This is a genomic window from Arthrobacter sp. UYEF36 (assembly GCF_040547025.1).
GTDB lineage: Bacteria > Actinomycetota > Actinomycetes > Actinomycetales > Micrococcaceae > Arthrobacter.
Genome location: NZ_JBEPOX010000004.1, coordinates 186,035 through 211,572, shown reverse-complemented (window position 1 = coordinate 211,572; position 25,538 = coordinate 186,035). Strand labels below are relative to the sequence as shown.

Sequence of the window (25,538 nt, the reverse complement as noted above, 5' to 3'; positions counted from 1 at the left end):
CCGCCCGGCGCAGGACGCCGGCGTTGGTTCAGGAGGAGTGCGGGGTGTCCGGCGGGGTGATCCGGTGAACCGCGTTCACCGCGGCCTCGTGACCCAGCCGGCCATGCTGGAGGTCGTGCTCCTTCGGATGGCGGTGCTTGCCGCTCCCGTCCGGCCACTGCTTACCCTCGGCTGCGGTGGGCGGGGCGGGGCGTTTCGTTTCCGGCCCGGGCGCCTCGTCTATGGACTCCGCCAGATGACTGGCAACCTCAGGATCGATCCCGTCTCCGAACTGGTGTTCCGCCATTGCTCTTCCTTCCGCTGTCGAATTACGTCGTCGAAATAAGCTGTGAAACGAAGTGTCCAACTATCGTAGGTCTGCCGGCGAGCGATGTCTGTAGGACTACCAGCGGACTTTCTTCTCCGCCGGGCCCTGCTTGCCGCTGACATGCGTGGGCTTGTGGCTGTGGCCGACACTCTGTGAGGCAGCGCCGCCCCGCGACTTGCTCGCGAGCATCTCCTTCTGGGCATCGGTGAGGCGCGACTTGATGCCTTTCCCTTGCCCCTGCTTGTCCTGGGACTTGTCGTCCCCTTCGGCCCCGCTGCTGCCGCTCTTCTTGGTCTCTTTGCCAGTCATGGACTGTTCTCCTTGTGGGGCTCGTCATCAGCACTGCGCTGATGTCAACCCTAAGCGCTTTCCGGATCCCTTGGGTACCCCCTTTTTCACGGTGCGGCGGGGCCGTCCGGCGGGCGATGCGGGCCTGCCCCGCTGGTGCGGTTTGGCCCGGTTTTCCGGCTGCTGGGGGCCCTGCGCGGAAAAAGTTTCCGCAGCCCCCGGTGGAGACCGGGGTTTCCCTGCAATGGCGCGGTGAAACCGCGGAAAGAAACCCGTCGGCAAGGGCCCTATTGGGGTCGAAATATGGGATCATACGGCACCAAACTCGGAAACACCATAGAAATCGCGTAAAATTGAAGGCCTGCCCAGAGCGGGGCAGCTACAAGTCACAAGCAAATGACCCCCTTAGGAGCGGCCCAAATGCCCAAAGACCGAAGCACGACCGACTCTTCAGCAGGCGTGGTGAACGCCAGCGGAACCTACCAAGCTGCACCCAGCGGTGCGAAGAAACCAAAGCTGCGGACGCGCCGTCGACTCAAAGAGTCCGACGTCAACGTCGTCAACAAGCCGATGCTCAAGAAAGCCCTCGGCGGCACCATCGTGGGTAACACCATGGAGTGGTACGACGTCGGTGTGTTCGGCTACCTGATCACCACCATGGGTCCGGTGTTCCTGCCCGAAGCGGACAAGTCCGTGCAGACCCTGTTCCTGCTGGGAACCTTCGCCGCCACCTTCATTGCCCGCCCGCTGGGTGGAGTCATCTTCGGCTGGCTCGGCGACAAGGTGGGCCGCCAGAAGGTCCTCGCCTGGACCCTGATGCTGATGGCTGCGAGCACGTTCGCCGTCGGCCTGCTGCCGGGCTACGCGCAGATCGGCATGTGGGCTGCTGCCTTGCTGGTGCTGCTCAAGGTCGTCCAGGGGTTCTCCACCGGCGGCGAGTACGCTGGTGCCACAACCTTCGTGAGCGAATATTCCCCGGACAAGCGCCGCGGCTTCTTCGCCAGCTTCCTGGACATGGGCAGCTACCTCGGCTTCGCCCTCGGCGCCGCCCTCGTCTCGGTCCTGCAGCTCACCCTTGGCCAAAGCGCCATGGAGGAGTGGGGCTGGCGGATCCCGTTCCTCATTGCCGGTCCGCTGGGCCTGATCGCGGTCTACTTCCGGAATAAGATCGAGGAATCCCCGCAGTTCCAGGCCACCCTGGACGCCCAGGAGGAAAACGCGAAGGATGCCACGTCCTCCGACGCCGCAGCTTCCAAGGGCCCCGTGGGCATCGTCAAGGCTTACTGGCGTTCCCTCATCGTCGCCATGATCCTCGTGGCAGCCGCGAATACCGCAGGCTACGCCCTGACGTCCTACATGCCGACGTACCTCACCGAGTCCAAGGGCTACGATCCCGTGCACGGCACCCTGCTGACCATCCCCGTGCTGGTCATCATGAGCCTGTGCATTCCGCTGACCGGCAAGCTTTCCGACAGGATCGGACGCCGCCCCGTGCTGTGGATCGGCGCACTCAGCACCGTGGTCCTGGCTACCCCGGCGTTTATGCTGATCGGCATCGGAGAAATCTGGTCCACCCTCCTGGGCCTTGGCCTGATCGCCTTCCCGGTGACCTTCTACGTGGCCAACCTGGCTTCGGCCCTTCCGGCGCAGTTCCCGACGGCGAGCCGTTACGGCGCCATGGGCATCGCGTACAACTTCTCCGTGGCCATCTTCGGCGGCACCACACCCTTTATCGTTGCCGCCCTCATCGGCGTTACCGGCGATGACATGATGCCGGCCTACTACCTGATGGCCACCTCGGCGATCGGTGCCGTTGCGATCTACTTCCTTAAGGAATCGGCCCAGCGCCCGCTGCCGGGCTCCATGCCCAGCGTGGACACCCAGGCCGAGGCCAAGGAAATCGTTGCGACCCAGGACGAGAACCCGCTGATCGACCTGGCGGAAATGGACATGCCGTTTACCTCGGCGCCGGCGGATGCCGTCGCTGGTTCGACGGCGGCCCGAGACACCGACAAGGTTCCGGCCGGAGCCTGAGTTTGCCCCTCTGGCAGCCCGGCCGGGTTTCATCCTGAGCCCAGCCGGCTAGTCCGGATTCTGTAGCGAAGTCCCGCCCATCGAGGCCTGCCTTGCGTGATTACCCATTGGGGGAAGCACGCAGGGCAGGCCTTAGGCGTGTCCGGCGGCATTCCTCGTCTGTCCTGGCCGCCCACCGCCGCGCCAGCCACGGGCCGCGGCCCGCTCCCCCTGGCTATTTGGCGCGGCGGGGCGGCCCTGCCACGAGCCGGTCCGGGAGGACTCGGCCTGCGGCGGTCAGTACCTTGTAACGCTTGGTCGGGATGGAGACGGCCTTTCCCTTTGCGTTGTCGGCGAGGCCTTCACGCACCACGCGCTCAGCCCGCAGCCACATCCAACGCGGAGTCACCGTTTTGTCCATGCCCATCCGGTCGTGGAACTCGGTGTGGGTGAACCCGGGACAGACCGCGGTCACGTTAACGCCCCGGTTGGAGTAGGCGAGGTTGGCCCAGCGGGAGAAGCTGACCAGCCACGCCTTCGCCGCCGAGTAGCTTCCGCGTAGGAGGAACGCAGCCACGCTGGCGACGTTGATGATCCTGCCGGAGTGCCGGCTGAGCATCCCCGGCAGGGCGGCGTGCGTCAACCGCATGGCGGTCTCGACGTGCAGCTTGAGGTGCCTGGCTTCCTCCTCAATGTCGTTGTCCTCGAACGGGTGCAGCAGGCCCATCCCGGCGTTGTTGACCAGGATGTCCAGCGGACGGGCCGGATCCGCAAGCCGGGCGACGACGGCCGCCACCCCGGCGTCGTCCGCGAGATCGGCGGCGAGTACCTCGGCGCGCACGCCGTAGTGATTCTCCAGTTCCTGCGCATTCGCCTGCAGCCGGGCAGTGTCGCGGGCCACAAGGACCACATTGTGGCCTTGCTCGGCGAGCTGGCGGGCGAATTCGGCACCGATCCCGGCAGTTGCTCCGGTGACCAAGGCCGTGGTGCCAGCCGGCGTCGCCGCTTGTTCAGTCATGGCGCCAGCTTAGTCCGGCTCCCCTGGCCTCAGGCCAGGGCCGTGCCTGCGGCCAGTTCATCCTCCGCGGGATCGGCCGCACCGCCCAGGTGGCGGTTCTGAAGCTCTTCGGTGGCCAGCTCGTACCAGGTGTGCGCGCCGAAGGACGGGCTGGCCGTGTCGAGGTGCCGGTACAGGGCATCGGCCAGCTGGCCCAGGGCCGCATCGGACAGTGCCCGGACGGTGGCGGCAGGGTCAAGGGTTCCCTCGAAGTACTCGGAGAGTTCCAGGCCGTTGATGGTGTTCAGCTCGGCGGGAATCGGGCTGCAGGCCTCGTCCAGCCCCGAATCCAGCTGCTCCCCGGCCGGGATGCCTGTGGAGAGGTCAGTCAGGCCGTTCGGGAGGGATCCAGCGACGTCAAGCGGCGGTACCGCCGCGAGCTTCACCTCAAGACCGGCGAGGACCTCGCCTTCCGAGCCCACGTGCAGCAGGCAGATCGGCAGGTCCGCTGGTTCCGCCAACCTGACACGGAACGGCTCTTCTCCAGCTCCGGCGCCGGGCGCGACGGCGACGCTGGCGTCAGCGATGGACCGCAGCTGCAGGAGGATTTCGGGGTCCAAATGGGACGAACTGTGCAGGTCAACAAGGACATCGGTCCCAGCGCCGAGGCGCCTCGCGCGCCGCATGATGTGCAGCAGCGCGGGAAAGTCTGATTGGGTGAGGCAGCCGGTGACTTCGAGGGTCACGAGTCCGGGATTGACATCCACACGGACAAGCACACGCAGTTTATGGTTCACGGGGTTCTCCAAAGGCACACGTCCAAGAGCCAACTGCATAACTCTGCTAACGACTCTATTAGGTTGTAGCCCCGGTCACAAGCGGACCCGACCGTCCAGGCCGGCCGCCGGCCAGGGGATCAGGCTCCGGCGGGGGGCTGCTCCGGCCAGTCGATGTACTGGGTGTAGGAGTCGTGCCGGCGCAGGTAACGGTACATGAAGGGGCAATTCGGGATGATCCTCTTGCCGGACGCTACAACATCGTCCAGCGCGAAGTGGGCCAGCACCTTGGCGAGTCCCTGGCCCTGGAATTGCTCCGCTGTATCGGTGTGGATGAAGTCGATGTGGCCGGGCTCGTCGATGAAGCGGATCTCGACGGCCAGTTTTTCGCCGACGTGGAGCTCGTAGCGGTGCAGCTCATCATTCCGGGTGGTGGCTACGTTCGGGCTGAACGTGTCTTCAGTGGCTGCCGAGTTCTCCGTCATGGTTCGACATTGGCACTTAAAGGCGGGCGTGGCAATGGCGGACCCGATCCGCCGCGGCCCGAATCGGCCCAGAGCCGGGCCGGGATCCGGCCCAGCAGCAAGACCGCCAGCGTGAAGCATAACGTTCCCCCGCCGAGCACTCCCAGCGTAAGTCCGTTCAGTGCGGCGTCGGCTACCGGAACATAGACGACGACGGCGGCCGCCACCACAGCGGCCGCCGGGCGGGACGGGACGGTGGCGGGCGCCGTCGGGCGTTCCTCGAGCCGGCCGAAGACCGCCAGTACGGGCAGCAGCAGGCCGATCAAGGCCAGCAGCACGAGCGGCCGCCCCCACCACCAGGCGGCCGTTCCCCCCGCAGCCTGCGGAAAGTCGGTCAGCAGCAGGAGCCCGGACATTGCTGCCAGCAGGGGCAAATGCCAGAGGTAGACGGTCATCGACCACCGTCCGGCGACTCCAAGGAACCGCCGCACCCACGCGAGGGACCCCAGTTCCGCCAGCCCGGGCCGGAAGAGCAGCAGGGCCGCGGCCTGCGAGACCCCCAGCAGCAACAGGGTCAGATTGGGAGGGTTGAGGTTCACCAGCATGTTCCCGGAGTACAGTCCCAGCCACACGAGCAGGCCCAGGACAAGGTTGCTGCCCAGGATTATGCCCGCCAGCGCGGGACGTCCGGGGGTCACCCGTCTGCCGTCTGCGAGGAAGAACCCGAGCTGCTGCACGGCGCACCACAGGAAGACCATGTTCAGGTACGCCAGTGGCGGCATGGCCCCCCGCAGGCAGTCCACCGTCACCACCAGCGAGGTGAGAACCGCCAGGGTCAGCCAGGGCGCCCGGGCGTGCAGGCGCGCCAGCAGCGGAAGATTCAGCTGCGCCGCAAGATAGGCCGCCAGGAACCACAGCGGCATGCCGGCTCCGGAGGCCAGCAACTGGATGACCTGCGGGTCCACCCCGGTCAACCGCGCAGCCCAGAGCCCGGCAAACATGAGCGCGAGCAGCACAGCGGCGGGGCGGAGGAGCCGCAGCATCCGCGCCTGCATGAAGTCGAAGGCGCTGCCGCCCCGGGCACGGAGGCGGCGCCAGGACTGCAGCCCGGTGATGCCCCCGGCCACGAAAAAGAGCGGCATGACCTGCAGGACCCAGACCACCGGTTCGAACCAGCGCTGGTTGCCGAGGGTGTTGTGGGAGGTCACGGTGCCGTCCGGGTGCAGCACGGGACTCACCATCATGGTGTGCGCCACCACCACGAGTGCAAGGCAGAAGAACCGGGCGAGATCTATTACCGGGTCACGGTCCGGCCGCAGGGCTTGGCCTGCCCCTGCATACTGCCGTGGAACCATGGAGCCCCCTCGGGACCTGCCGACGCGACCGCATGGGCGGGTTCGCGTGATCGTTGCGGTGTTTGCCCCCATTGTCGGCCTTGTCCGGGCCGGCGGCCAGTGCCGCCGGTCCCGCAAAAACGGGGGAAGCCAGGATCATGGTCTGATCCTGGCCTCCCCCGTTTTCCTGCCTGTTGATGACTAGCGCGAGAGCGTCGCCAGGGCCGTGGCCGCGAAAGTCCCGGCGGAGGCGTCCCAGTCGGCCAGCAGCCCCTGAAGGTTCTCGCCGTCCGTCCGGTGCACCGCCGTGCGTGCCTCGAGGGTTTCAAGAACCCCGGTGCGCAGCTCAGTGTTGAAGTTGACCTTGCCCACGTTCATGGCGGCGGCCTTCACAAGCTCGGCGGCAGGGATTCCGGAGGCCCCATGCAGCACCAGGGGAACGCGGGTCCGTACTGCAATGTCCTGCAGCACGTCCCAGCGCAACTCCGGCTCCCCCTTGTACTTGCCGTGGACGTTGCCCACGGCAACGGCGAGCAATTGGGCGCCGGTCCGTGCCACGAAGTCCTCCACCTGGGCAGAGTCGGTGAGCCCGGCCGTCCCGGCCGCCGGGGCGTTGCCCGTGGCATCGGATCCAAAAGCCCTGTCCTCGTCGCCGGCCAGGCCGCCGAGTTCGGCTTCGATCACGACCTCCGGGTTGGCGCCGGAGCCACCGGATGCCAGCACATCCAGGACGGCGCGCGCCGCCCGGACCAGGGCGATGTTGTCCTCGTAGTCCAGCGATGATCCGTCCACCAGGACGGAGTCCGCTCCGGCGGTAACGGCGTCGGCAATCACGCGGAGGTTCGAGGCGTGGTCGAGCTGCACGGCGACCGGAACGCCGGCGCCGTCGGCCAGGCCGCGCAGCGCAGCGATCAGCCGGAGGCCGTTCGGCGTGGCCGCCGTGCTGGGCGAGACGAGCAGGATGGTGCCGCGGCCGGCCGCCTCCGCCGCCCCCACCACGGCGAGCGCCGTGGTGAAGTCGTAGCAGGTGAAGGCCGGGACGGCCGATCCCTGCTGAAGGGCGGAAACCACTAGCTGGTCGAGACGGACGCGCATCAGACGCTCAGGCCTCCCACCAGGGTCCAGACGAGGAACGTCAGCGCGAAGCCCGCCACACCAAGGATGGTCGTGAGGACCGTCCAGGTGCGCAGTCCGTCGGCGACCGACAGCCCCAGGTACCGGGTGACAATCCAGAATCCGGAGTCATTGATGTGGCTGAGGCCGAAGGCTCCGAAGCCGATGGCCACCAGGATCAGTGCGGTCTGCACGGGCGAGTATCCGCCGTCGGCAACGGAGGTCGCCAGCAGGCCTGCGGTGGTGATGATGGCCACGGTGGCCGAACCCTGGGAGGCGCGGAGAACCGCGGCCAGGACGAACGCCATGAGGATCAGCGGAAGCCCCACGCTCTGTAGTCCCTCTGCGAGCGCCTTGCCGATGCCCGAGACGGTGAGGACTTTTCCGAAGACGCCGCCGGCGCCGGTCACCAGGATCACAATGGCGGTCGGGGCGAGGGCGGAGTCCATGACCTCACCGGTGTGCTGCGAGGACCAGCCCCGGCGGATACCGAGGAAGTAGTACGCCAAGCCGAGGGCGGTCAGGAGGGCGATCAGGGGTGAGCCCACGAAGGCTGCAATGTCGGCGGCCGGGCTGCCCTTGGGCAGCACCACGGCGCCAACGGTGCCCACCATGATCATCAGGATCGGCAACACAATCAGGGTAATGATCATGGCCGGGCTGGGAGCGGTCTTGGCGGCGGTCTTGACAGCAACGCCGCCGCTGCCGGGCGCCGCGTCCCGCTCGACCTCTGATGTGCCGGTGCCGAAGAGGCGGAACTGCTCCGCCGTGCCGGGGATCATCGCGTAGTCGCGGCGGTTGAGCCGCTTGGCAACAAAGTAACCGAGCACCCCCACAGGGATGCAGATCAGGAGACCGATGATGGTGGTCCAGCCGATATCCGCTTTGAGGATGCCGGCACCGCCAACAACGCCCGGGTGCGGCGGAACAACCACGTGGATCGCCAGCATGATCGCGCCGACCGGCAGGCCGATCTTGACCGGGTTGACCCCGGCGGCCTTGGAGAAGCCGTAGATGATCGGGATCAGGATGATGAATCCGACGTCGAAGAAGACGGGGATGGCCAGCAGGAAGGCCGCGGAGGTCAGGGCGGCGATGACGCGGCGGGGACCCAGCAGCTGGGTGAACTTTCCAGCCAGCGCCTGGGCGCCGCCGGAAACCTCAATCATCTTTCCGAGCATGGCGCCGAGGCCGACGAGGATGGCGACGGAACCCAGGGTGCCGCCCATGCCTTCGGTGACGGTCTTGACGATGTCCGGCAGCGGGATTCCCGCCACCAGGGCCACGGCGACGCTGACAACCAGCAGCGCCAGGAAGGCCGGGATCTTGAATTTGATGACGGCCACGAGCAGCAGGGCAACGCCTGCTGCGGCTATGGCCAGGAGAGCGAGAGCGCTCATCGGGTGTCTCCTTTGACGGGCCGGTCCCGGGAAGGACCGGAGGGTTGGTACGACGACGGCGGAGGGGGGAACCGCCGTCGTCGGGCTTGTGGGATCTGGCGGCGCTGCGGAGGAACTAGGCGGTGCGCTTCGTGGGCGCGACGACCTTGATCACGGCGGAATCGTCGGCGGCGGCGAGGCCCTGGGCCTGGCCGATGAGGTAAAGCTGCTCGGCGGCGGCGGCCACCGGCGCGGCGAGGCCGGCGGCGCGGGTGGCCTTGCCGACGATACCCATGTCCTTGACGAAGATGTCCAGGCGGCTGAGGACCTCCGCGCCGCTTTCCGTGTAGGCCTCGAGGATGCGGGGGCCGCGGTTGGACAGCATGAAGGACCCGGCGGCGCCGGCTTCCAGGGCGGCGAGGGTCTTGGCCTGGTCCAGCCCGAGGGCGTCGGCCAGGGCCATTGCCTCGGCTGCCGCGGCAATGTGGATCCCGCAGAGCAGCTGGTTGACGGTCTTGAGCGCCTGTCCGTCGCCGGGCTTGTCCCCCACGACGGTGAGGGTGGAGGCCAGCAGGTCCAGGACCGGGCGGGCCGCTTCCAGCGCCTGGGGTTCGGCGCCGACCACGATCAGCAGGTCTCCTTCGCCGGCGCGCTTCGGTCCGCCGGAGAGCGGGGCGTCAACGAGGCCGACGCCGAATTCCGCGAGCCGGGCGACGGTGGCGGGAATGGCCTCGGTGCCCACGGTGCTGCCGAGGATCACGACGGCGCCCGGCTTCAGCACGGAGGCGACGCCGTTCTCGCCGAAGAGGACGTCGTCCAGCTGCTCGCCGTTGCGCACGGCCAGCAGCAGCGCGTCGGCGCCCTCGGCCGCTTCACGGGCGGAGGCGAAGGTGAGGACCCCCGCGGCCTCGGCGAGCCGCAGCCGGGGCTCGGCAATGTCGAAGCCGTGGACGGTCAGCTGGCTTGCCAGCCGGGTGGCCATGGGCAGTCCCATGGCACCCAGGCCGAGGACGGTGACTTTGTAGTTCAAGGTTTTCTCCGTTGAAATGTGGGTTTGGGCGTCAGAAGGTGTTGCTGAGCTTGCGGGTGACCTGGGCCAGCGACTCGTCGTCGCCCACGTTGCCGGCGAAGACGACGAACGGGATGCCCTTCGCGGGTCCGTCCACCGGCTCCCACAGGCTGACGATGCCCGGCAGCATGGGACCGCGGACGATCGCATGGCGGATTTCCAGGCCGTGGGCGGCCACGTCCGAGGAGGTGATGCCTCCCTTGGCGATAACAAAGCGCGGCGGGAACGTCTTCAGGGTCCGGTTTACCACTGCGACGACGGCGGCGGACACCGTGCGGGCAATCCGCAGGCTCTCGGCGGCGTCGTCCGTCTTGATCAGCAGGCGGCTGGTGTGGAGGATGACGTCGGCGCTGTGCAGGGACTCCACGACGTCCCGGACAATGTCGCCCAGGTAGCCCGCGGAATTTCCGCCGAGCAGCTTTTCGACGTCGATTTCCACGATGCGCGCGGCGCTGTGCTGTTCGACGAGGGCCTTGAGCTGGCGGGTCGTAACACCGACGTGCGAGCCCACCACGATGAGGCCGCCGGCGCCGGAGGGTGTGTTGCCCGCGTAGGCCTCCTCGCCGCTGAGCTCGGTGCGGATTTCCTGGCCGATGCGGCCGCGGACGAACGGCGGACCCACCCGGTAGAGCAGCTTCTTGCCGCGGCGTTCGGCTTCATCGAGGCCCAGCGCGAGGGCCCGGAGATCGTTTTCGCTCACGATGTCGGCCACGATCGGGGTGGAGTCCGTGGCGGAGTCGATGGCGTCCGCGATGGCTTTCGCTGAGATCTGGGGATCGCCGTCCGGACCCGCGGCGCGGATGACGTCCAGGGTCAGCACGATCACCGAGTCGGCCCGGAAGCGGCCCTTGGACTTCTCCTCGACGTACTTGGCCAGTTCGGAGTTCGCGAAGCCGAAGCTCGCATCCCGGGCGAATTCGGTGTCAGCCACCGGGGTGAGCTTGCCTGCGTCGTCGCCGGTGCCGCGCATGAAGTGCACGCCGCCGATCGTCACGCGTCCGGCGTCGGGGAAGGCAGGGACGATCACAACGCCGTCCGTCACCTCGCCGCTGACGGCGGCAACGGTTGCCGAAATCGTGTCAGGTTCCAGCGGGTAGTGGCCGCGGAGGGTGGAGTCGCTGCGGCTGACGAACCCCAGGCGCAGCCTGGAACCGGCGCCGCCGGCCTCGAGGGCGGCTGCCGCAAGGGCGTTGCGGACCACCTCCTCGTTGCGGGCGGCCGCCTCGGCGGGGTCCAGGCTCCGGGTGTTGGTCAGGACGTAGACGGCGTCCTGGCGGCGGCCGTTGATGCGGTGGTTGAAGGCCCAGGTGAAGTCGGCGACGTCCCAGCGGGTGAGGACCGGCAGGTCCGCGACGGACTGGGTGCCCGTCGGGTCGTCGTCGAGCACCACCAGCATCCTGGGGGACGACTCGGACGAGGCCGCGAGGGCGTCGGCGACAGTCCGGGCGGGAATCCGGACCTCCGCCGGGAAGGCGGCCAGCACTTCTGCTTCGAAAAGCTCTGATTCAAAAGGCACGTGCACTCCATTGTGGAAACTCAGCTGCTAAAGGATTTGTAAGATGTCTGACATCTAACATTTGAATGCTAGTGTGGCATACGGCACAAAGACGCGCAAGTAGACTTGTCCATCAGGCATGTCGGAGACAGCGAATGGGGAAAATTGGCTAGGAAATCGCTGGTCGGCGTTGTCGCCGACGAACTGCTGGACCGCATCATCGCCGGCGAATTCCCGCCCGGAGCCGCCGTCCCCGGCGAACTGGAGCTGAGTGCCCGCCACGAAGTAAGCCGGATGACGGTCCGAGAGGCGATGAAGACCCTCGAAGCCCAGCAGATCCTCAGCGTCGAGCGCGGCCGCGGGACCTTCGTGAACCCGCTAAGCCGCTGGGCCTCGCTCGAGGCAGTCCTCCGGGCGGCCTCAGAGGGGAAGAACGACGCGGCGGCCGCCGTGCAGCTGATCGAGCTGCGCCGGATGCTGGAGTCGGGCGCCTGCGAGCTCGCGGCGGGCCGGATCAGCGACTCCGAGCTCACCACCCTTTACGGGGAGCTGGAATCGATGCGCGAGGCCCATGACCAGCACGACGTCGCCTCGTTCGTGGCGGCGGACCTGGCCTTCCACGACCTCATCCTGCGCGCCTCGGAAAACGTTTTTGTGGCTGTCCTGTTCGCGCCGCTGCACCGGGTGCTGGAAAAGCGGCGGACCCAGACCTCCGAGGTGCGCGAAATCCAGGCGCACGCGATCGGCCATCACCAGAAGATCGCGGATGCGCTGGCCACACGGGATCCGCACCAGGCCCGCGACGCCATGGACGCGCACATGCAGCAGACACTGGATGACCTCAAGACCTACGTCCTGGCAGACCGTCCGGCCTGACTTTCCGGCCGGTCACCGGCCCGCGGGCCGTGAGCGGGCGGGGCTCAGGCTGATCTCAGGCGAGCGAGAGGAAGAGCTTCTCGAGTTCGGCCCGGTCCAGGCTGGGGTCCTCCTGCTGCATGCACTGCTGCAGGCCGGTGGCAATGATCGAGAATCCGGCCTTGTCCAGCGCGCTGGAAACCGCGGCCAGCTGGGTGACGACGCTCTTGCAGTCGCGGCCCTCTTCGATCATCCGCGTGACGGCGGCAAGCTGCCCCTGGGCACGGCGAAGACGATTGATGACGGGCTTCATGTCGGTGGGATCGAGTTCCATTTTGTTCCTCCGGGATCAACAGGGCTACTTTCCATGATATACCCCCCTATGTATCAGCGATGCCCTGCAGGGTATGATCTCCCTCGCTCCCACCGCCGCGGCCTGTCAGGCTGGCACCGACGGATGCGCCGCCGCGGTTAGGGACCTAAGTACCTAGTGAAGCCTGCATTTTCAGCGTATTGCTGGGGGTGTGAACGCCGCCGGTTTCCTCGATTCTGGCGCCGGGCAGGCCGGCGCAGGCGGCCCCGCCCCCCGACGGGGCCCGGACCGGATCTGGGGCCCGGCCCCGGGGTCCTGGAATACGGGGCCGTGGAGCCGCTACGTCGCGTTGGGAGACTCATTCACCTCGGGGCTCGGGGACCCGGAACCGCTGAGTCCAGGCGGCATGAGGGGCTGGGCGGACCGGATTGCCGAAGAACTCAGCGAGGGAAGACCCGATTTCCGGTACGCGAACCTCGCCGTCAGCGGCCTGCTCCTGCGCGAGATCCTGGACCGGCAGCTCGGGCCCGCGATTGCGCTGCAGCCGGACCTGGTCACACTCTCGGCCGGCGGAAACGACATTGTCTTCCACCGGAGCGATCCCGACCGGCTGGCTGCCACTCTCGACGCCGCAGTGGGCAGGCTCAGTGCCACCGGCGCCACCATCGTGCTGTTCACCGGCCCCGACTGGGGCGACACACCGCTGCTGGGCCATAACCGCGGACGGGTCGCCGTGTTCAACGAGAACATCCGGACCATCGCCATGCGCCATCACGGTGTGATCGCTGATCTCTGGGCCCTGCGGCAGCTCTCGGATCCGCGAATGTGGGACCCGGACCGCCTGCACTTCTCGCCGATGGGGCACCACACCATCGCGGCCATGGTGCTCGAGTCCCTGAGCGTCCCCCACAGCCTGAGCCCACTGGAGCCCAAGCCCATGCCGGCCGGAAGCTGGCGGGAAAGCAAGGCCGGAGACCTCGCCTGGTTCAGCAACTACCTGCTTCCCTGGATGGTCAGCCGGGTCCGGAAGCGCGCTGACGCCCCGCCGCTGACGCCCAAGCGTCCCGAGCCGGGGCCGGTCTCCGGATCCTGAGGCATGGCCTCCGGCCCCTAGTCCCGCGGCGATCTGTCGGCTAATCTGCAGGAACGGCCCACCGCCGGGTACCGATGGTGATCACGAGGAGCGAAGTTGTCTAATCACACTTACAGCATTTCTGAAATTGTCGGCACGTCGAACGAAGGCGTTGACGCCGCCGTCCGCAACGGCATCGCCGAGGCGGCCAAGACCCTGCGGAACCTCGACTGGTTTGAGGTCAAGGAAATCCGCGGACACCTCGAAAACGGCGCGGTCGCCGACTGGCAGGTCACCATCAAGCTCGGGTTCCGCCTGGAGCGCTAAGCCGAGAAGGACCACCGCGTGCAGTACACGCAATTGGGCCGGTCCGGCCTGAAAGTCTCCCGGCTTTGCCTGGGAACCATGAACTTCGGGCCGCAGACCGAGGAATCCGATGCCCGTTCCATCATGGACTCAGCGCTGGAGTCGGGCATCAATTTCTTCGACACCGCAAACGTCTATGGCGGCTCCGGTCACCGGGGCCGTACCGAGGAAATCCTGGGCCGCTGGTTCGCCACGGGCGGCGAGCGCCGGGAGCGGACTGTGCTGGCGACGAAGCTCTACGGCACCATGGCGGACCGGCCCAACGAGTCCAGGCTTTCCGCACTGAGCATCCGCCGTGCCCTGGACGCGAGCCTGAAACGGCTGCAGACGGACTACATCGACCTCTACCAGTTCCACCACGTGGACCGGATGACGCCGTGGGATGAAATCTGGCAGGCGATCGACGTCGCTGTCCAGCAGGGCAAGATCCTGTATTCGGGCAGCAGCAACTTCGCCGGCTGGCACATCGCCCAGGCGCAAGAAGCTGCCGCACGCCGGCACAGCTACGGACTCGTCAGCGAACAGTCCATCTACAACCTGCTGACCCGCAACGTGGAACTGGAGGTCATTCCGGCCGCACAGCAATACGGGCTGGGTCTTATCCCGTGGTCGCCCCTGCAGGGTGGACTGCTGGGCGGGGTGCTGAAGAAAGGGCACGACGGCGTGCGCCGCGCCGAGGGCCGTTCCCTCGCGACCCTCAAGCAGCACCAGGAACAGATCCGCCAGTTCGAGGATTTCGCCAGTGAGCTGGCCCGGGATCCCGGGGACGTCGCGCTGGCCTGGCTGCTGCACCAGCCCGCCGTGACCGCGCCGATTGTGGGCCCCCGCACCCGGGAGCAGCTCGAGTCGGCCCTCCGCGCCCTGGACCTGGTGCTCGACGCCGGCGCGCTCGAGCAGTTGGACCATATCTTCCCTGGGTACCGGACCGCGCCGGAGGATTATGCGTGGTGACGGTGCGCGGCGGCCAGTACCGGCCACGGAATGAACCCGTCCCGGCCGGTCCGGACGGCTTAAAAAGAGTCGCGCCGCGGAATGCTTTCCTCCACCGAGTGGCTCTTTTATGCTAAGCATGATTAGTATTAGGGAAGAAGGATGAAGCGCACCCGGCAACCCGGGTGTCTCCTCAATGAAAGAAGAAGGAACAACAAAAATGGGTTTTTTTGCATTTCTGATTCTGGGCCTCATCGCCGGCGCAATCGCTAAGGCAATCCTCCCCGGCAAGCAGGGCGGTGGCATTTTCATCACCTTGCTGCTCGGCGTCGTCGGCGCCATCCTGGGTGGCTGGATTGGCGGACTGCTGTTCGGCACTGGCATCAACGAGTTCTTCTCGCTGTCGACCTGGCTCCTGGCCATCGGCGGTGCGATCATCGTCCTGCTCGTTTACGGCATGATCACCAAGCGCTCGGCCCGCTAAAGCTGACGCGACCGAAAACCGGTCCCGGGATTCTTCCTGGGGCCGGTTTTTTGGCACACGGCATCACCACGTTTTAACAACCACCACATTTTTTGAGCACCACCGAGGAGCAGGAGTACAGCATGAAAGGCAAAGTTCTTTTTGGAGCCGGAATCGCCGCAGGCTACGTTCTTGGGTCACGGTCCGGGCGGGAAGCCTACGAGAAGCTCAAGGCACGGGCGTCAGCCCTTTGGGAAAGCCAGCCGGTCCAGGACAAAGTGACGGCGGCGACCGAAGCAGTAAAGGAAAAAGCACCCGAGGTCTCTGAACAGCTCGGCGAGGCGGCCCGGCGCGCCGGGACGGTCATCGGTTCAGCCGTCCGCCGTGACAACACCCCCACCGGGACTGCAGGCGTTGGAAAGCCTGACGACGCGGCTGCGGGCATCCCCGCGCACAGCACGCATCCGGAGACCGTGAACCTTGGGACTTCGTCCGCGTCTGCTGCTTCCGCTGCCGCCGACGTCGAGTCCGACCCGGCGCTGAACGACCAGTACGGGCAGGACTGGTCCGACGAAGGCGGGGCCACCCCGGCCGGAGCCGCGACCAACGTGGATCCCGACAAGGTTTCCTAGCTACACCGGGCCTGCAGGCCGCGCCGTTGCGCCAACCGCGGCTGTTCCGATCACCACCGTGGCGTCCAGCTCCGCGGAGCTGGACACCCGGGCCGTGAGTCCGTTGCGGATGAACAGCTCGACGGTCCGCGATGCCTGCCGCCGGCTCGTCTCGATCAGCAGATGGCCGCCCGGCGCCAGCCAGTGCGGCGCCGCGGCGGCCACCCGCTGCTGGATCTGCAGCCCGTCTGTGCCGCCGTCGAGGGAAACCCGCGGCTCGTGCAGGCGGGCTTCCTGCGGCATCGTGCCGATTTCCGCGGTAGGAACGTACGGGGCGTTGACGGCAAGAAGATTGACCTGCCGGCGCAGCCGCGCGGGGAGGGCGTCGTAGAGGTCCCCTTCGTGGACGGCGCCGCCGAGCGGAACGATGTTGCGGACCGCGCACCGCACCGCTGCGGGGTCGATGTCTGACGCGTGGAGCTCCAGGGGGCCCACCAGCGCCGCCAGCGCGGTGCCGACCGCCCCTGATCCGCAGCACAAGTCGACGACAACCGGCGCGCGGCCGGTGCTGCCGGCATCGGCCAGGAGCCGCGCGGCCTGCTGGACCAGATGCCCGGTGCGGCGGCGGGGCACAAAGACACCCTCCTCCACTTCGATCCGACATTCGCAAAACTCCGCCCAGCCCAGGATGTGCTCGAGCGGCAGTCCGGAAACGCGCCGCTCCACAAGGGCATCGAGCTGATCCGGGGTCGCGGCGGCGGCGGACAGCAGCCCCGCTTCCTCCTCCGCGAAGACGCATCCGGCCGCCCGCAGCCGCAGAATAACCGCGGGCCGGGGCGCAGGCAGAGCTGTCATGCGCCCCCCTTTTCCGCTGATGGTGCCGGAATCTCATGCTATCGAAGTGGCAGGATGGCACCATGGCCACCCTACGAATCGCCACCGCAGCTTCCCTGCCAGTTCCGCCGGACGCCGTCCCCGCGGACGAGCTGATCTGGACCGGTTGTTACACCGCCGATGGCGGCGGCCGCGGCACCGGAATCGGGGCCCTGCGCGCCGGCACTGACGGAACGCTGCGCTGGCTGGGGGTCGCCGCCGCGGCGGGCTCGCCGTCGTTCCTCGCGGTGCACCCCGCCCTCGACGTGGTCTATGCCGTGGGCGAGGCGGCGCAGACCGTCACGGCATACCGCCGGTCCGGCGACTTCGGCCTGGAACCCCTGGGCCCAGGCTGGCCGGCCGGAGACGCCGCCTGCCATGTCGCCGTCGACCCGCAGGGACGCTTCCTGGTGGTGGCCTGTTGGGGCGACGGCCAGGTCCTGCTGTACGAACTGAACGACGACGGCGGCATCTCGGCACGGTACGCGGCGGCCGCCTCGACGCTGGCCGGGCGTCCCAGCCGCGCCCACGCCAGCCTGATGCTCGACGACGGCAGGGTGATGACCACCGACCTCGGGCACGACCTCCTGCGGGTCTGGAACTACGTGCCCGTGCAGGGGCTGCGGCTGGACCACGAACTGGCCCTCCCCCGGGACAGCGGCCCCCGGCACCTTGTCCAGCACCCCAAGGGCACTGTGCTGGTGGTGACCGAGTACTCGATTGACGTTGCCGTGGTGGTGCAGCGGTCCCGGGAATCCGGGACATTCCGCCTGGCCGGCATGGTCCCGGCGACGGCAGCGGGTGCCCTTCCCGGGGACTCCGCGGCTGAGATTGCCCTCGCCGCGGACGGCAGGCACGCCTACGTCGGCGTGCGGGGTTCCAACCGGATCAGCGTGCTTGAGCTGGATGAGGGCGGCAGCGTCGTCCGGCCGGTGGCCGACGTCCCCAGCGGCGGCGACTGGCCGCGGCATCATCTGGTCCGGGACGGCTGGCTGCATGTGGCGCACGAACGCTCCGGGGATGTGGTGACGTACCCGCTGGATCCGGAGAGCGGACTCCCCGGCGAAGCCGTGGGCAGGCTGGACGTGGCTTCCCCCACCGCGCTGGTCCCGGCGGGCGGGCACCCCTTACCCACCCGGTAGCCCTAGGGGGGACATGCCCAACCCTCACGCCGAGGACTGGGCACAACGGCACTATGTCCAGCCTTCCCTGCACCCGGAGGGCATGTCCCGGCGCCTAGTGACCCCATGACCCCATGACCCCATGACCCGAAGATTTTCTGACCATTCGCTGGAATAACTTCCGTGCAAGCGCTTACAGTTGTGACTTGGCTCTCAGTAGCCTCTCTCCGCATCTCCCTTCACAGAGGCAACGTCGCTAACCGGAAGGTCTCCATCGTGTTATTCCGCAGTACCAGCAGGGGCAAAGCGCCCGCGCCCAGCCGTCGGCAGTGGCGTGCCATGTTCCTCCGCGGCGGAGCCGCCGTGACGGCGGCGCTCGTGACCGCGGCAGCCGTCGTCATCCCGATGCACCCGGCCCAGGCGGCACCCGCCCCGAACGACCCGGCGGCCGTCCATTCGCTCCGCGGACCGGTGACGGACGAGCGCTTCTACTTTGTGATGGCGGACCGCTTCAACAACGGCAGCACCGCCAACGACGACGGCGGCCTCGGCGCGGATCCGATGGTTTCCGGCTTTGACCCGACCCGGAAGGGTTTCTACAACGGCGGAGACCTCAAAGGACTGCGGGAGAAGATCGACTACATCCAGGGCCTGGGCACCACGTCCATCTGGCTGACCCCGAGCTTCAAGAACAAAGCGGTCCAGCCGGAGGACAAGTCGGCCGGCTACCACGGCTACTGGATCACCGACTTCACCCAGATCGATCCGCACCTGGGCACCAACGAGGAGCTGAAGATGCTCATCGACGAGGCCCATTCCCGCGGCATGAAGGTCTACTTCGACATCATCACCAACCACACCGCGGACGTCATCGGCTACGCGGGCGAGGCGGGCCGCGCCGCCTACATTTCCAAGGACGCCGACCCCTACCTGACCGCCGCCGGGGTCCCCTTTGACGACCGCGACTATGCCGGCACGGAGGGCTTCCCGGCCCTGGATGCGGCGACGTCCTTTCCCTATACGCCGGAACTGGCGCCCGGGGAAGAGAACCTCAAGGTCCCCGAATGGCTCAACGATCCGACGCTCTATCACAACCGCGGCGACACCACCTTTGAAGGCGAGAACTCGTTCTACGGGGACTTCTTCGGCCTCGATGACCTGTTCACGGAGCACCCCCGGGTGGTCGACGGAATGGCCAACATCTACAAGGACTGGATCCGGGACTTCGGCGTGGACGGCTTCCGGATCGACACCATGAAGCACGTCAACGACGAGTTCTGGCAGAAGTTCGGCCCGGAAGTCCTCGACTACGCCAAAGCCCACGGCAAGGACGAGTTCTTTATGTTTGGCGAGGTCTTCGACACGTCAAAGAGCTTCACCTCGCAGTTCACGACCCGCAACAAGATGCAGGCCGTGCTGGATTTCCCGTTCCAGGACGCCGCACGCAACTTCGCCTCCCGGGGCCAGGCCGCGAAAGGCCTGGAGACCTTTTTTGCCGGGGACGATTGGTACACCGATGCGGACTCCAACGCCTACCAACTGCCCACCTTCCTGGGGAACCACGATATGGGCCGGATCGGCAGCTTCATCACGGCCGACAACCCCCAGGCGGACGACGCCGAACGCGTCGCCCGCGACCGGCTCGCCCATGAGCTGATGTACTTTTCCCGCGGCAACCCGGTGGTCTACTACGGTGACGAACAGGGATTCACCGGCCCGGGCGGGGACCAGGATGCCCGCCAGACGCTGTTCGCGAGCCAGGTGGCGGACTATCTCGACGACGACCTTCTCGGCACCGACGCCACCCACGCGACGGACAACTTCGACCCGGCCCACCCGCTGTACACCGGCATCAGCACCCTCGCCGCGCTGACGGCGGAACACCCGGCACTGCGGAACGGCGCCCACCAGAACCGCTACGCCTCCGAAGAGTCAGGCATTTACGCCTTCACCAGGATCGATGCCCGTGACCAGCGCGAGTACGTGGTTTCGGTCAACAACAGCGGACAGCCCCAGACAGCGGCCGTGCCGACCTATGTCGGCAAGCGGACATTCAGCCGGATCTACGGGGATGCCCCGGCGGAATCCAGGACCGACTCGGACGGCAACCTCACCGTGACGGTGCCGCCGCTCTCCGCCGTCGTGTACGAATCCTCCGGCCGCATCCCGCGCTCCAAGGCGGCCCCCGCCGTCGCGCTCCAGGATCCGGCACCCGCCCCCGGGGACAACGGACGCCTGCGGATCGGGGCCGACGTCGGCGGCAGTTCGTTCTACGAGGTGACCTTCCAGGCACGCACCGCCGGCGGCGCCTGGGCGTCGATCGGCACCGATGACACCGCCCCCTACCAGGTCTTCCACGACGTCGCCGGCCTGAACGCCGGAACTGCCGTGGAGTACCGCGCGGTGGTGCTGGACAACGGCGGCCACACCTCCGTGAGCCAGCCCCGCACGGGTACCGTCCCGGCCCCCGTCCTGAACCTGGTGGCCCCCAAAGAGGGAAGCAGCGTCAACGGCAAGGTCGAGGTCAGCGCGGTCGCCAGCCCGGAAAAGGCCGACTACCTCGTCCGCTTCGAGCGCAGCATCAGCGGTGGCGAATGGTCGAAAATCGGTGAGGACAGCTCCTCCCCCGCCTACACCACCGTCGACGATCTGGGCGCGCTGGGCCTGCCGGACGGCACCCAGCTCCGCTACCGGGCGCTGATGAACGTCCCGGGCGCGGGCGACGTGGCCAGCGAGACCCGCACCGTTGTGGCCGGTGAGCTTCCGCAGCCCGCTTCGGTTACCGTGGCCGGCAGTCTCAACTCGGAAATGGGATGCCCGGGTGACTGGCAGCCCGAATGCCCGAGCGCCTTCATGTCCCTGGATCCGGCCGACAGGATCTGGCGGCTGACCGCGGACCTGCCTGCCGGCAGCTACGAGTTCAAAGCCGCGCTCAACGGATCGTGGACCGAGAACTATGGCGCGGGCGGAGCGCTGAACGGCAACAACATCACCCTGAGCCACCCCGGCGGCCCGGTCACCTTCCGCTACGACAACAGCACGCACCTGCTGAGCGCCGGGTACGACTCGCAGCAGCCGGGGGCCGTCGCGGCCGCCGGCGACATGAACTCGGAACTGGGCTGCGCGGGTGACTGGATGCCGGACTGTGACATGGCCCAGTTGACCCTCGACCCCACGGACCTGGTCTGGAAGCTGACCACCACGCTGCCGGCCGGCAGCTACGGGTTCAAAGCGGCCCTCAACCGCTCCTGGACGGAGAACTACGGCGCCGGCGGCGTCCCGGGCGGCGGGAACGTCAACTTCACGCACGACGGCGGGCAGATCACCTTCCGTTACGACCACGTCAGCCACCTGATCCGCGCCGACTAACCAGCACTCCAAGGGGGCCGCGGGACATGCCCAGTCCCCGCGCCGAAGACTGGGCATAACAGCACTATGTCCACACTTCCCCGCACCCGGAGGGCATGTCCCTCCGGGGCGGGACCGCGCACCGGCAGTCAGCGCCTGGACGCGGCCCATTCCAGCAGCCGGTCCAGGGACCAGCTGGTAACGATCCGCTCCACCGGCACGCCGTTGCGTTCCGCGCGCTCGGCCCCGTACTGCAGGAAATCGAGCTGGCCCGGGGCGTGGGCGTCGCTGTCGATGCTGAACAGGCAGCCGGCGTCGAGGGCCACCTCGATGAGGGCTCCCGGCGGGTCCTGGCGTTCGGGCCGGGCATTGATTTCGACGGCGACGTTGTGCTCCGCGCAGGCGGCGAAGACCTTCCGGGCGTCGAACTCCGACGGCGGACGCGTTCCCCGGCCCCCCTGGATGAGACGTCCGGTGCAGTGGCCGAGCACGTTCATGTGCGGGTCCGCGATCGCGCCGAGCATCCGCCGGGTCATGGTGCGCTTGTCCGCGCGAAGCTTCGAGTGCACGCTCGCGACCACGATATCCAGCTGGTCCAGTATCTCCGGGGTCTGGTCCAGGCTGCCGTCCTCGAGGATGTCAGCCTCGATGCCGCGCAGGAGGCGGAACCCGCCGTCGTTGCGGGCATTGATCTCCGCGACGATCTCGAGCTGCTCCGCCAGCCGCTCGGCGCTGAGCCCGTTGGCGATCTTGAGGTTGGGCGAATGGTCGGTCAGCGCGAGGTACTCGCGGCCCAGCAGCCGGGCGGCGCCCACCATGGCCTCGATCGGGGATCCGCCGTCGGACCAGTCGCTGTGGCTGTGCAGATCGCCGCGCAGCGAGGCAAGCAACTCATGCCCTCCCGGCACCAGCGGCTGGGCTCCCCGGCTGCGCAGTCCGCCCAGGTACTCCGGCACCCCGCCGTCGAGCGCTTCCCGGATGACCTGATAGGTCCGGTCGCCGATCCCCTTGGTCCTCCTGAGCCGGCCGTCCGCAGCCCGGGCTGCCAGATCCTCTGGCGCCAGTCCGGCAATGATTCCAGCGGCTTTTCGGAACGCCTGGATCTTGAAGGTCGGGGCAAGCTCGCGTTCGAGCCAGAAGGCAATCTCGTTGAGGGCGTCGACGGCATCCATGGCACCATCTTGCACCTCCCGCCGCCGCTCGGGGACCCCTGCGCCGCCCCGTTGCCATGCCGTTCGGGGCAGCGGGGGCCGCGTTCTGAGAGACTTGTCCCGGCCGGGGCTTGATCCGGTGGGGAACTACGCCGGCGGTCCGTGGGGCGGGCAGCTCCGGCAGCAGGGAAACTTCAAGTGATGGTGCTTCTCGACCGGTCTACGCTCATGGTGGTCTTCGCCGTGATGACGCTGACCATGCTGGTCCTTTTCTATTTCGACACCTACCGCCAGAGCCGGGCTCCCTTTGCCGGCTGGTGGTGCGGGGCTGTCGCCTCCTTTTTCCTGGCCGCCACGTTCTACTTCATGGGTGAGGTGCAGTCCGCGACCTGGGCGCCCAGTGCGGGGAACGGTGTGATGGTGCTGGGCTCCGGCTGTGTCTGGGCCGGGACCCGCTCGCTGGCCGGCCGGCGGATCCGGCCCTGGCTGTTGGGGGTCGCGGCGACGGCGGCCGTCGCCATCGACGCCGCCGTCCGCTCCACCGACAACGCCCGCATGGGCAGCATCGCCCTCCTCGCGATGATGGGGGCCGCGATCGGCCTTGCGTCTCTGGAACTGTGGCGTGAGCGGGCAGATTCCTGGCACCTTGTCCGGTCCCTCGCCGTTGCAACTGCCGGCTGTGCCGCCTATTACCTGAGCCGGACGGTGGGGCTGGCAGTGCTCGGCCCGGAGGATCCGCTGTCCCAGGGGCCGTTCGGCACCGGCGTAACCCTGCTGATGGCCATGGTCCTGCTGGTAGTCGTGTCTTCCAGCATCACCTCGCTGAACTACGCCCGCCGGACCGAGGACCTGCAGGAAATGGCCTACCGTGACGGGCTGACCGGGCTGCTGAACCGAGTGGAATTCACGTACCAGGCCCAGCGCAGGCTCCGGGCCAATCTCGCAGCCGGCGTCAACACCGTGATTGTGATGGCGGACCTGGACCGTTTCAAAGCCATCAATGACCGCTTTGGGCATGACGCGGGCGACGGCGTCATGCGGGCGTTCGCCGACGCCTGCCGCTCGGCCGTGCGGGACGCGGACCTTGTGGGCCGCTACGGCGGGGAGGAATTTGCGCTGCTGCTCGACGGCGTCGACGCCGAAGAGGGCGTCCGGATCGCCGGCCGGATCAATGCCTCGCTGGCCGAGCACAGTTCCCTGCCCGCTGGCGTGGACGTGCCGACGGCGAGCTTCGGCGTCGTCGACGCTCGTGACCGGCACGCGGGGCTGCAGCGTCTTCTTCGGGAAGCCGACCGGGCCTTGTACAACGCCAAGGCGGACGGGCGCAACCGGGCCGCGGTCGGATTCACTGCCGCGGGGACGCAGACGAGCTGAGCTGTCCGCAGCAGTCAGCGCGCGCGGGTCACCCGGGAACGCCTTGGCCCGGTGAGGCCCTCCAGCAGCACCAGGCCGGGGGGAATAGACGTCGCCAGGCTCACCGGGCTGCCGGCCGGCCGCCTGCTGCGGGCTCACGTAGTGCCGGCGGGCCGTTCGGCCAGTGCCACCGCGGCGGGCAGCGTCAACGGCTGAGCTCGGACAGGATGCTGGACGTGTGCACCATCCCATCCAGCTGGAAACCACAACCGCAGCGCCAGAGCGGCGGCAGCTCTGCCGCGGCGTCGGCCGGCGTGAAGGAGTATACGGACATGGTGGCCGACATCGGCGTCTTCCACTCCATGGGCATTCCGCAGTGGACCGGCGCGGCCTGGGACTGCACGGGAGTCACGGAGGCGGATGCCAGCTCAGCCACGGAGCAGCCGGAAAAACGCGTATCAGACATAGTTAGTAAGCCTACATATAACTAGACAGACTAGCTAATTACCGGCCTGATTATTCACTGGGGCGGTTCGGGAGTTCGGCAATGGCTTCACTCATCCGCCGCAGGAAGCTCACCACGATCCGCGCCTCTTCGGCACTCAGCCCCTCCGCGACGGCCATCATGCTGCGGTGCATGTCCCCCAGCGTGGCCCGAACTTCCGCATCCGTGGCCACCGTGGGAACGATCACCAGGGAGCGCCGGTCCGTGGGGTGTGGCTCGCGGCGGACGTGGCCGCTGCTCACAAGGCGGTCGATCAGCGAGGTGGTGGAGGCCGTGGTGATGCCCAGGACGCGGCTGAGGTCCTTGGGCCCGACCTGTTCGCCACCGGTCTGGGCCCGCAGCAGGTACCTCAGCGCCAGCAGGTCCGTCTCGCCCATCCCCATGGAATCCCTCGTGGAGCGCCGCCGGGCGACTTCCACGTTGCGGTATTCGCGCAACGCCTGCAGCACTGCACCGGGCGGGTCGAGCCTGTCGTCGGGTCCATACCAGTACCCGGAACCGGAGGGGCTGTGCGCATTCATCCGGCAATCCTAGCTGACCTGATTACTAGTCCATCGTGCGGTTTCGCAAAGCCTTTAGCCGTTCTTCAAAAGGGCGACGTCGGAAACCAGATCGATGTGCTCAAGCATTGCCGCAGCAGCCCCCGCGGAATTTTGTTCCCGGATTGCGTCGGCGATCTTGCGGTGCGAAGCGAGCGACTGCTCAGGACGGCCAGGCTGCCCGAGCGATTCGAGGCGCGTCTCCAAAATCATGCCTGCAATGAAGGTCATCAGTTGGGCAAGCACGGCCGAGTGCGCAGCAGCGGTCACGGCCTGGTGAAATAGCTCGTCGCCCCGCGCGCCCTTGGCGCCGGAGGCCACTTCTTCCGCCATGGCATCGAGCGCCTTGTCGATGGCCTTCATGTCGTCCTTGCTCCGCCTCGCGGCGGCAAGCTCGGCAAGCTTCACCTCGAGCGTGCTCCGCGCCTCAACGATCTCCGGCAGCCGGTTTCGGTGCTCACGCAGGCCCTTGATCACCGACGGAACATTCGGACGGTACACCAGCACCGCGCCCGTGCCGTGCTGGACGTCGATCACGCCGAGCACTTCCAGTGCCACGAGGGCCTGGGCCAGCGTGGCCCGCGAAACGCCGAGCCGCTCGGCAAGTTCACGCTCAGGGGGCAGGGTATCGCCGGGGCCCATCTGCGCAGCCTCAATGTACTCCATGATCTGTTCCACAAGCTGTTCATAGAGACGAGGGCGCGAAACCCTGGAAATCTGGTGAGGTGCTGGCATCTTCGGCATGAGCTTCCTTTCGGCAAGGGCTTGACACCTAGACTACCGGAGAACTATTGACAAGGACA

The 25,538-nt window shown here is 67.4% G+C and carries 26 protein-coding genes; 10 read left to right on the top strand and 16 right to left on the bottom strand.

Translation table 11 applies throughout. The annotated features are described in order from the left end of the window. Positions 1-28: 28 nt before the first annotated feature. Positions 29-286, bottom strand: coding sequence for a hypothetical protein (locus ABIB29_RS08825; protein ID WP_354171931.1), 258 nt, complete (start codon positions 284-286; stop codon positions 29-31). A gap of 96 nt (positions 287-382) precedes the next feature. After that, positions 383-616, bottom strand: a complete 234-nt coding sequence (locus tag ABIB29_RS08820) for a hypothetical protein (protein WP_354171929.1) — start codon at positions 614-616, stop codon at positions 383-385. Between the two features lie 399 nt (positions 617-1,015). On the opposite strand from ABIB29_RS08820, the gene ABIB29_RS08815 reads away from it, so the two are divergent. Beyond that, entirely contained in the window at positions 1,016-2,629 is a 1,614-nt protein-coding gene (locus tag ABIB29_RS08815; protein ID WP_354171927.1) for an MFS transporter, read from the top strand. 214 nt (positions 2,630-2,843) lie between these two features. Here ABIB29_RS08815 and ABIB29_RS08810 read toward each other — a convergent pair whose 3' ends face one another. The 8 genes from ABIB29_RS08810 to ABIB29_RS08775 all read right to left on the bottom strand — a co-directional run bounded on the left by ABIB29_RS08810 (position 2,844) and on the right by ABIB29_RS08775 (position 11,256). Then, positions 2,844-3,626, bottom strand: coding sequence for an SDR family NAD(P)-dependent oxidoreductase (locus ABIB29_RS08810; RefSeq protein ID WP_354171925.1), 783 nt, complete (start codon positions 3,624-3,626; stop codon positions 2,844-2,846). A 29-nt stretch (positions 3,627-3,655) separates the two neighbouring features. Further along, complete coding sequence (locus ABIB29_RS08805) at positions 3,656-4,402, bottom strand: hypothetical protein (protein ID WP_354171923.1); 747 nt, start codon at positions 4,400-4,402, stop codon at positions 3,656-3,658. A gap of 119 nt (positions 4,403-4,521) precedes the next feature. Next, positions 4,522-4,866 (bottom strand): GNAT family N-acetyltransferase, encoded by a 345-nt coding sequence (locus ABIB29_RS08800; protein WP_354171921.1) that lies wholly within the window; start codon positions 4,864-4,866, stop codon positions 4,522-4,524. Then, entirely contained in the window at positions 4,863-6,200 is a 1,338-nt protein-coding gene (locus ABIB29_RS08795; RefSeq protein ID WP_354171919.1) for an acyltransferase family protein, read from the bottom strand. The genes ABIB29_RS08800 and ABIB29_RS08795 overlap by 4 nt, the downstream gene beginning before the upstream one ends. 180 nt (positions 6,201-6,380) lie before the next feature. Further along, complete coding sequence (locus ABIB29_RS08790; protein WP_354171918.1) at positions 6,381-7,274, bottom strand: class II fructose-bisphosphate aldolase; 894 nt, start codon at positions 7,272-7,274, stop codon at positions 6,381-6,383. Next, positions 7,274-8,692, bottom strand: a complete 1,419-nt coding sequence (locus tag ABIB29_RS08785; RefSeq protein ID WP_354171916.1) for a GntP family transporter — start codon at positions 8,690-8,692, stop codon at positions 7,274-7,276. The genes ABIB29_RS08790 and ABIB29_RS08785 overlap by 1 nt, the downstream gene beginning before the upstream one ends. Positions 8,693-8,807: 115 nt before the next feature. Further along, positions 8,808-9,701 (bottom strand): NAD(P)-dependent oxidoreductase, encoded by an 894-nt coding sequence (locus tag ABIB29_RS08780; RefSeq protein WP_354171914.1) that lies wholly within the window; start codon positions 9,699-9,701, stop codon positions 8,808-8,810. Between the two features lie 31 nt (positions 9,702-9,732). After that, on the bottom strand, positions 9,733-11,256 hold the full coding sequence (locus ABIB29_RS08775) for a four-carbon acid sugar kinase family protein (RefSeq protein WP_354171912.1): 1,524 nt from the start codon (positions 11,254-11,256) through the stop codon (positions 9,733-9,735). Positions 11,257-11,400: 144 nt separating this feature from the next. Between ABIB29_RS08775 and ABIB29_RS08770 the strand changes: the two genes are divergently transcribed. Then, positions 11,401-12,111, top strand: coding sequence for a FadR/GntR family transcriptional regulator (locus ABIB29_RS08770; protein ID WP_354171910.1), 711 nt, complete (start codon positions 11,401-11,403; stop codon positions 12,109-12,111). A gap of 55 nt (positions 12,112-12,166) precedes the next feature. Here ABIB29_RS08770 and ABIB29_RS08765 read toward each other — a convergent pair whose 3' ends face one another. Further along, on the bottom strand, positions 12,167-12,424 hold the full coding sequence (locus tag ABIB29_RS08765; protein ID WP_018774886.1) for a metal-sensitive transcriptional regulator: 258 nt from the start codon (positions 12,422-12,424) through the stop codon (positions 12,167-12,169). Positions 12,425-12,695: 271 nt separating this feature from the next. Here ABIB29_RS08765 and ABIB29_RS08760 point away from each other — a divergent pair, with 271 nt between their 5' ends. The 5 genes from ABIB29_RS08760 (at position 12,696) to ABIB29_RS08740 (ending at position 15,866) form a co-directional block, all read left to right on the top strand. Next, complete coding sequence (locus ABIB29_RS08760) at positions 12,696-13,496, top strand: SGNH/GDSL hydrolase family protein (protein ID WP_354172040.1); 801 nt, start codon at positions 12,696-12,698, stop codon at positions 13,494-13,496. Between the two features lie 96 nt (positions 13,497-13,592). Further along, the gene (locus tag ABIB29_RS08755) at positions 13,593-13,802 is read left to right on the top strand and encodes a dodecin (protein WP_056428140.1); all 210 of its coding nucleotides are present in this window, start codon (positions 13,593-13,595) and stop codon (positions 13,800-13,802) included. A gap of 18 nt (positions 13,803-13,820) precedes the next feature. Further along, complete coding sequence (locus tag ABIB29_RS08750) at positions 13,821-14,792, top strand: aldo/keto reductase (RefSeq protein WP_354171908.1); 972 nt, start codon at positions 13,821-13,823, stop codon at positions 14,790-14,792. Between the two features lie 199 nt (positions 14,793-14,991). Continuing rightward, positions 14,992-15,255 carry a GlsB/YeaQ/YmgE family stress response membrane protein gene (locus ABIB29_RS08745; RefSeq protein ID WP_307457956.1) on the top strand — a complete coding sequence of 88 codons (264 nt, stop codon included), beginning with the start codon at positions 14,992-14,994 and terminating at the stop codon, positions 15,253-15,255. A 122-nt stretch (positions 15,256-15,377) separates the two neighbouring features. Further along, positions 15,378-15,866, top strand: a complete 489-nt coding sequence (locus tag ABIB29_RS08740) for a YtxH domain-containing protein (RefSeq protein ID WP_354171906.1) — start codon at positions 15,378-15,380, stop codon at positions 15,864-15,866. Here the strand turns inward: ABIB29_RS08740 and ABIB29_RS08735 are convergent, their stop codons facing one another. Next, positions 15,867-16,700 carry a putative protein N(5)-glutamine methyltransferase gene (locus tag ABIB29_RS08735; protein WP_354171905.1) on the bottom strand — a complete coding sequence of 278 codons (834 nt, stop codon included), beginning with the start codon at positions 16,698-16,700 and terminating at the stop codon, positions 15,867-15,869. Positions 16,701-16,762: 62 nt separating this feature from the next. Between ABIB29_RS08735 and ABIB29_RS08730 the strand changes: the two genes are divergently transcribed. After that, positions 16,763-17,860, top strand: coding sequence for a lactonase family protein (locus tag ABIB29_RS08730; protein ID WP_354171903.1), 1,098 nt, complete (start codon positions 16,763-16,765; stop codon positions 17,858-17,860). A gap of 318 nt (positions 17,861-18,178) precedes the next feature. After that, entirely contained in the window at positions 18,179-21,208 is a 3,030-nt protein-coding gene (locus ABIB29_RS08725) for an alpha-amylase family glycosyl hydrolase (RefSeq protein ID WP_502915584.1), read from the top strand. A 128-nt stretch (positions 21,209-21,336) separates the two neighbouring features. Here ABIB29_RS08725 and ABIB29_RS08720 read toward each other — a convergent pair whose 3' ends face one another. Then, on the bottom strand, positions 21,337-22,359 hold the full coding sequence (locus ABIB29_RS08720; protein WP_354171901.1) for a PHP domain-containing protein: 1,023 nt from the start codon (positions 22,357-22,359) through the stop codon (positions 21,337-21,339). 180 nt (positions 22,360-22,539) lie between these two features. Between ABIB29_RS08720 and ABIB29_RS08715 the strand changes: the two genes are divergently transcribed. Then, a complete protein-coding gene (locus ABIB29_RS08715) occupies positions 22,540-23,712 on the top strand; it encodes a GGDEF domain-containing protein (RefSeq protein ID WP_354171899.1) in 1,173 nt (390 codons plus the stop codon). 184 nt (positions 23,713-23,896) lie between these two features. Here the strand turns inward: ABIB29_RS08715 and ABIB29_RS08710 are convergent, their stop codons facing one another. Genes ABIB29_RS08710 through ABIB29_RS08700 form a run of 3 tightly spaced genes read right to left on the bottom strand, consistent with a single transcriptional unit; the run spans position 23,897 to position 25,479 of the window. Further along, positions 23,897-24,157: a hypothetical protein gene (locus ABIB29_RS08710; protein WP_354171897.1), complete on the bottom strand. Its 261-nt coding sequence runs from the start codon at positions 24,155-24,157 to the stop codon at positions 23,897-23,899. Positions 24,158-24,207: 50 nt separating this feature from the next. Continuing rightward, positions 24,208-24,717: a MarR family winged helix-turn-helix transcriptional regulator gene (locus ABIB29_RS08705; protein ID WP_354171895.1), complete on the bottom strand. Its 510-nt coding sequence runs from the start codon at positions 24,715-24,717 to the stop codon at positions 24,208-24,210. 54 nt (positions 24,718-24,771) lie between these two features. Next, positions 24,772-25,479, bottom strand: a complete 708-nt coding sequence (locus ABIB29_RS08700) for a FadR/GntR family transcriptional regulator (RefSeq protein ID WP_354171894.1) — start codon at positions 25,477-25,479, stop codon at positions 24,772-24,774. Positions 25,480-25,538 lie beyond the last annotated feature (59 nt).

Coding starts and splice junctions, on each gene's coding strand:
- ABIB29_RS08825 (WP_354171931.1), bottom strand. CDS start 286: ATGGCGGAACACCAGTTCGGAGACGGGATCGATCCTGAGGTTGCCAGT.
- ABIB29_RS08820 (WP_354171929.1), bottom strand. CDS start 616: ATGACTGGCAAAGAGACCAAGAAGAGCGGCAGCAGCGGGGCCGAAGGG.
- ABIB29_RS08815 (WP_354171927.1), top strand. CDS start 1,016: ATGCCCAAAGACCGAAGCACGACCGACTCTTCAGCAGGCGTGGTGAAC.
- ABIB29_RS08810 (WP_354171925.1), bottom strand. CDS start 3,626: ATGACTGAACAAGCGGCGACGCCGGCTGGCACCACGGCCTTGGTCACC.
- ABIB29_RS08800 (WP_354171921.1), bottom strand. CDS start 4,866: ATGACGGAGAACTCGGCAGCCACTGAAGACACGTTCAGCCCGAACGTA.
- ABIB29_RS08795 (WP_354171919.1), bottom strand. CDS start 6,200: ATGGTTCCACGGCAGTATGCAGGGGCAGGCCAAGCCCTGCGGCCGGAC.
- ABIB29_RS08790 (WP_354171918.1), bottom strand. CDS start 7,274: ATGCGCGTCCGTCTCGACCAGCTAGTGGTTTCCGCCCTTCAGCAGGGA.
- ABIB29_RS08785 (WP_354171916.1), bottom strand. CDS start 8,692: ATGAGCGCTCTCGCTCTCCTGGCCATAGCCGCAGCAGGCGTTGCCCTG.
- ABIB29_RS08765 (WP_018774886.1), bottom strand. CDS start 12,424: ATGGAACTCGATCCCACCGACATGAAGCCCGTCATCAATCGTCTTCGC.
- ABIB29_RS08745 (WP_307457956.1), top strand. CDS start 14,992: ATGGGTTTTTTTGCATTTCTGATTCTGGGCCTCATCGCCGGCGCAATC.
- ABIB29_RS08740 (WP_354171906.1), top strand. CDS start 15,378: ATGAAAGGCAAAGTTCTTTTTGGAGCCGGAATCGCCGCAGGCTACGTT.
- ABIB29_RS08735 (WP_354171905.1), bottom strand. CDS start 16,700: ATGACAGCTCTGCCTGCGCCCCGGCCCGCGGTTATTCTGCGGCTGCGG.
- ABIB29_RS08730 (WP_354171903.1), top strand. CDS start 16,763: ATGGCCACCCTACGAATCGCCACCGCAGCTTCCCTGCCAGTTCCGCCG.
- ABIB29_RS08725 (WP_502915584.1), top strand. CDS start 18,179: ATGTTCCTCCGCGGCGGAGCCGCCGTGACGGCGGCGCTCGTGACCGCG.
- ABIB29_RS08720 (WP_354171901.1), bottom strand. CDS start 22,359: ATGGATGCCGTCGACGCCCTCAACGAGATTGCCTTCTGGCTCGAACGC.
- ABIB29_RS08715 (WP_354171899.1), top strand. CDS start 22,540: ATGGTGCTTCTCGACCGGTCTACGCTCATGGTGGTCTTCGCCGTGATG.
- ABIB29_RS08710 (WP_354171897.1), bottom strand. CDS start 24,157: ATGTCTGATACGCGTTTTTCCGGCTGCTCCGTGGCTGAGCTGGCATCC.
- ABIB29_RS08705 (WP_354171895.1), bottom strand. CDS start 24,717: ATGAATGCGCACAGCCCCTCCGGTTCCGGGTACTGGTATGGACCCGAC.
- ABIB29_RS08700 (WP_354171894.1), bottom strand. CDS start 25,479: ATGCCGAAGATGCCAGCACCTCACCAGATTTCCAGGGTTTCGCGCCCT.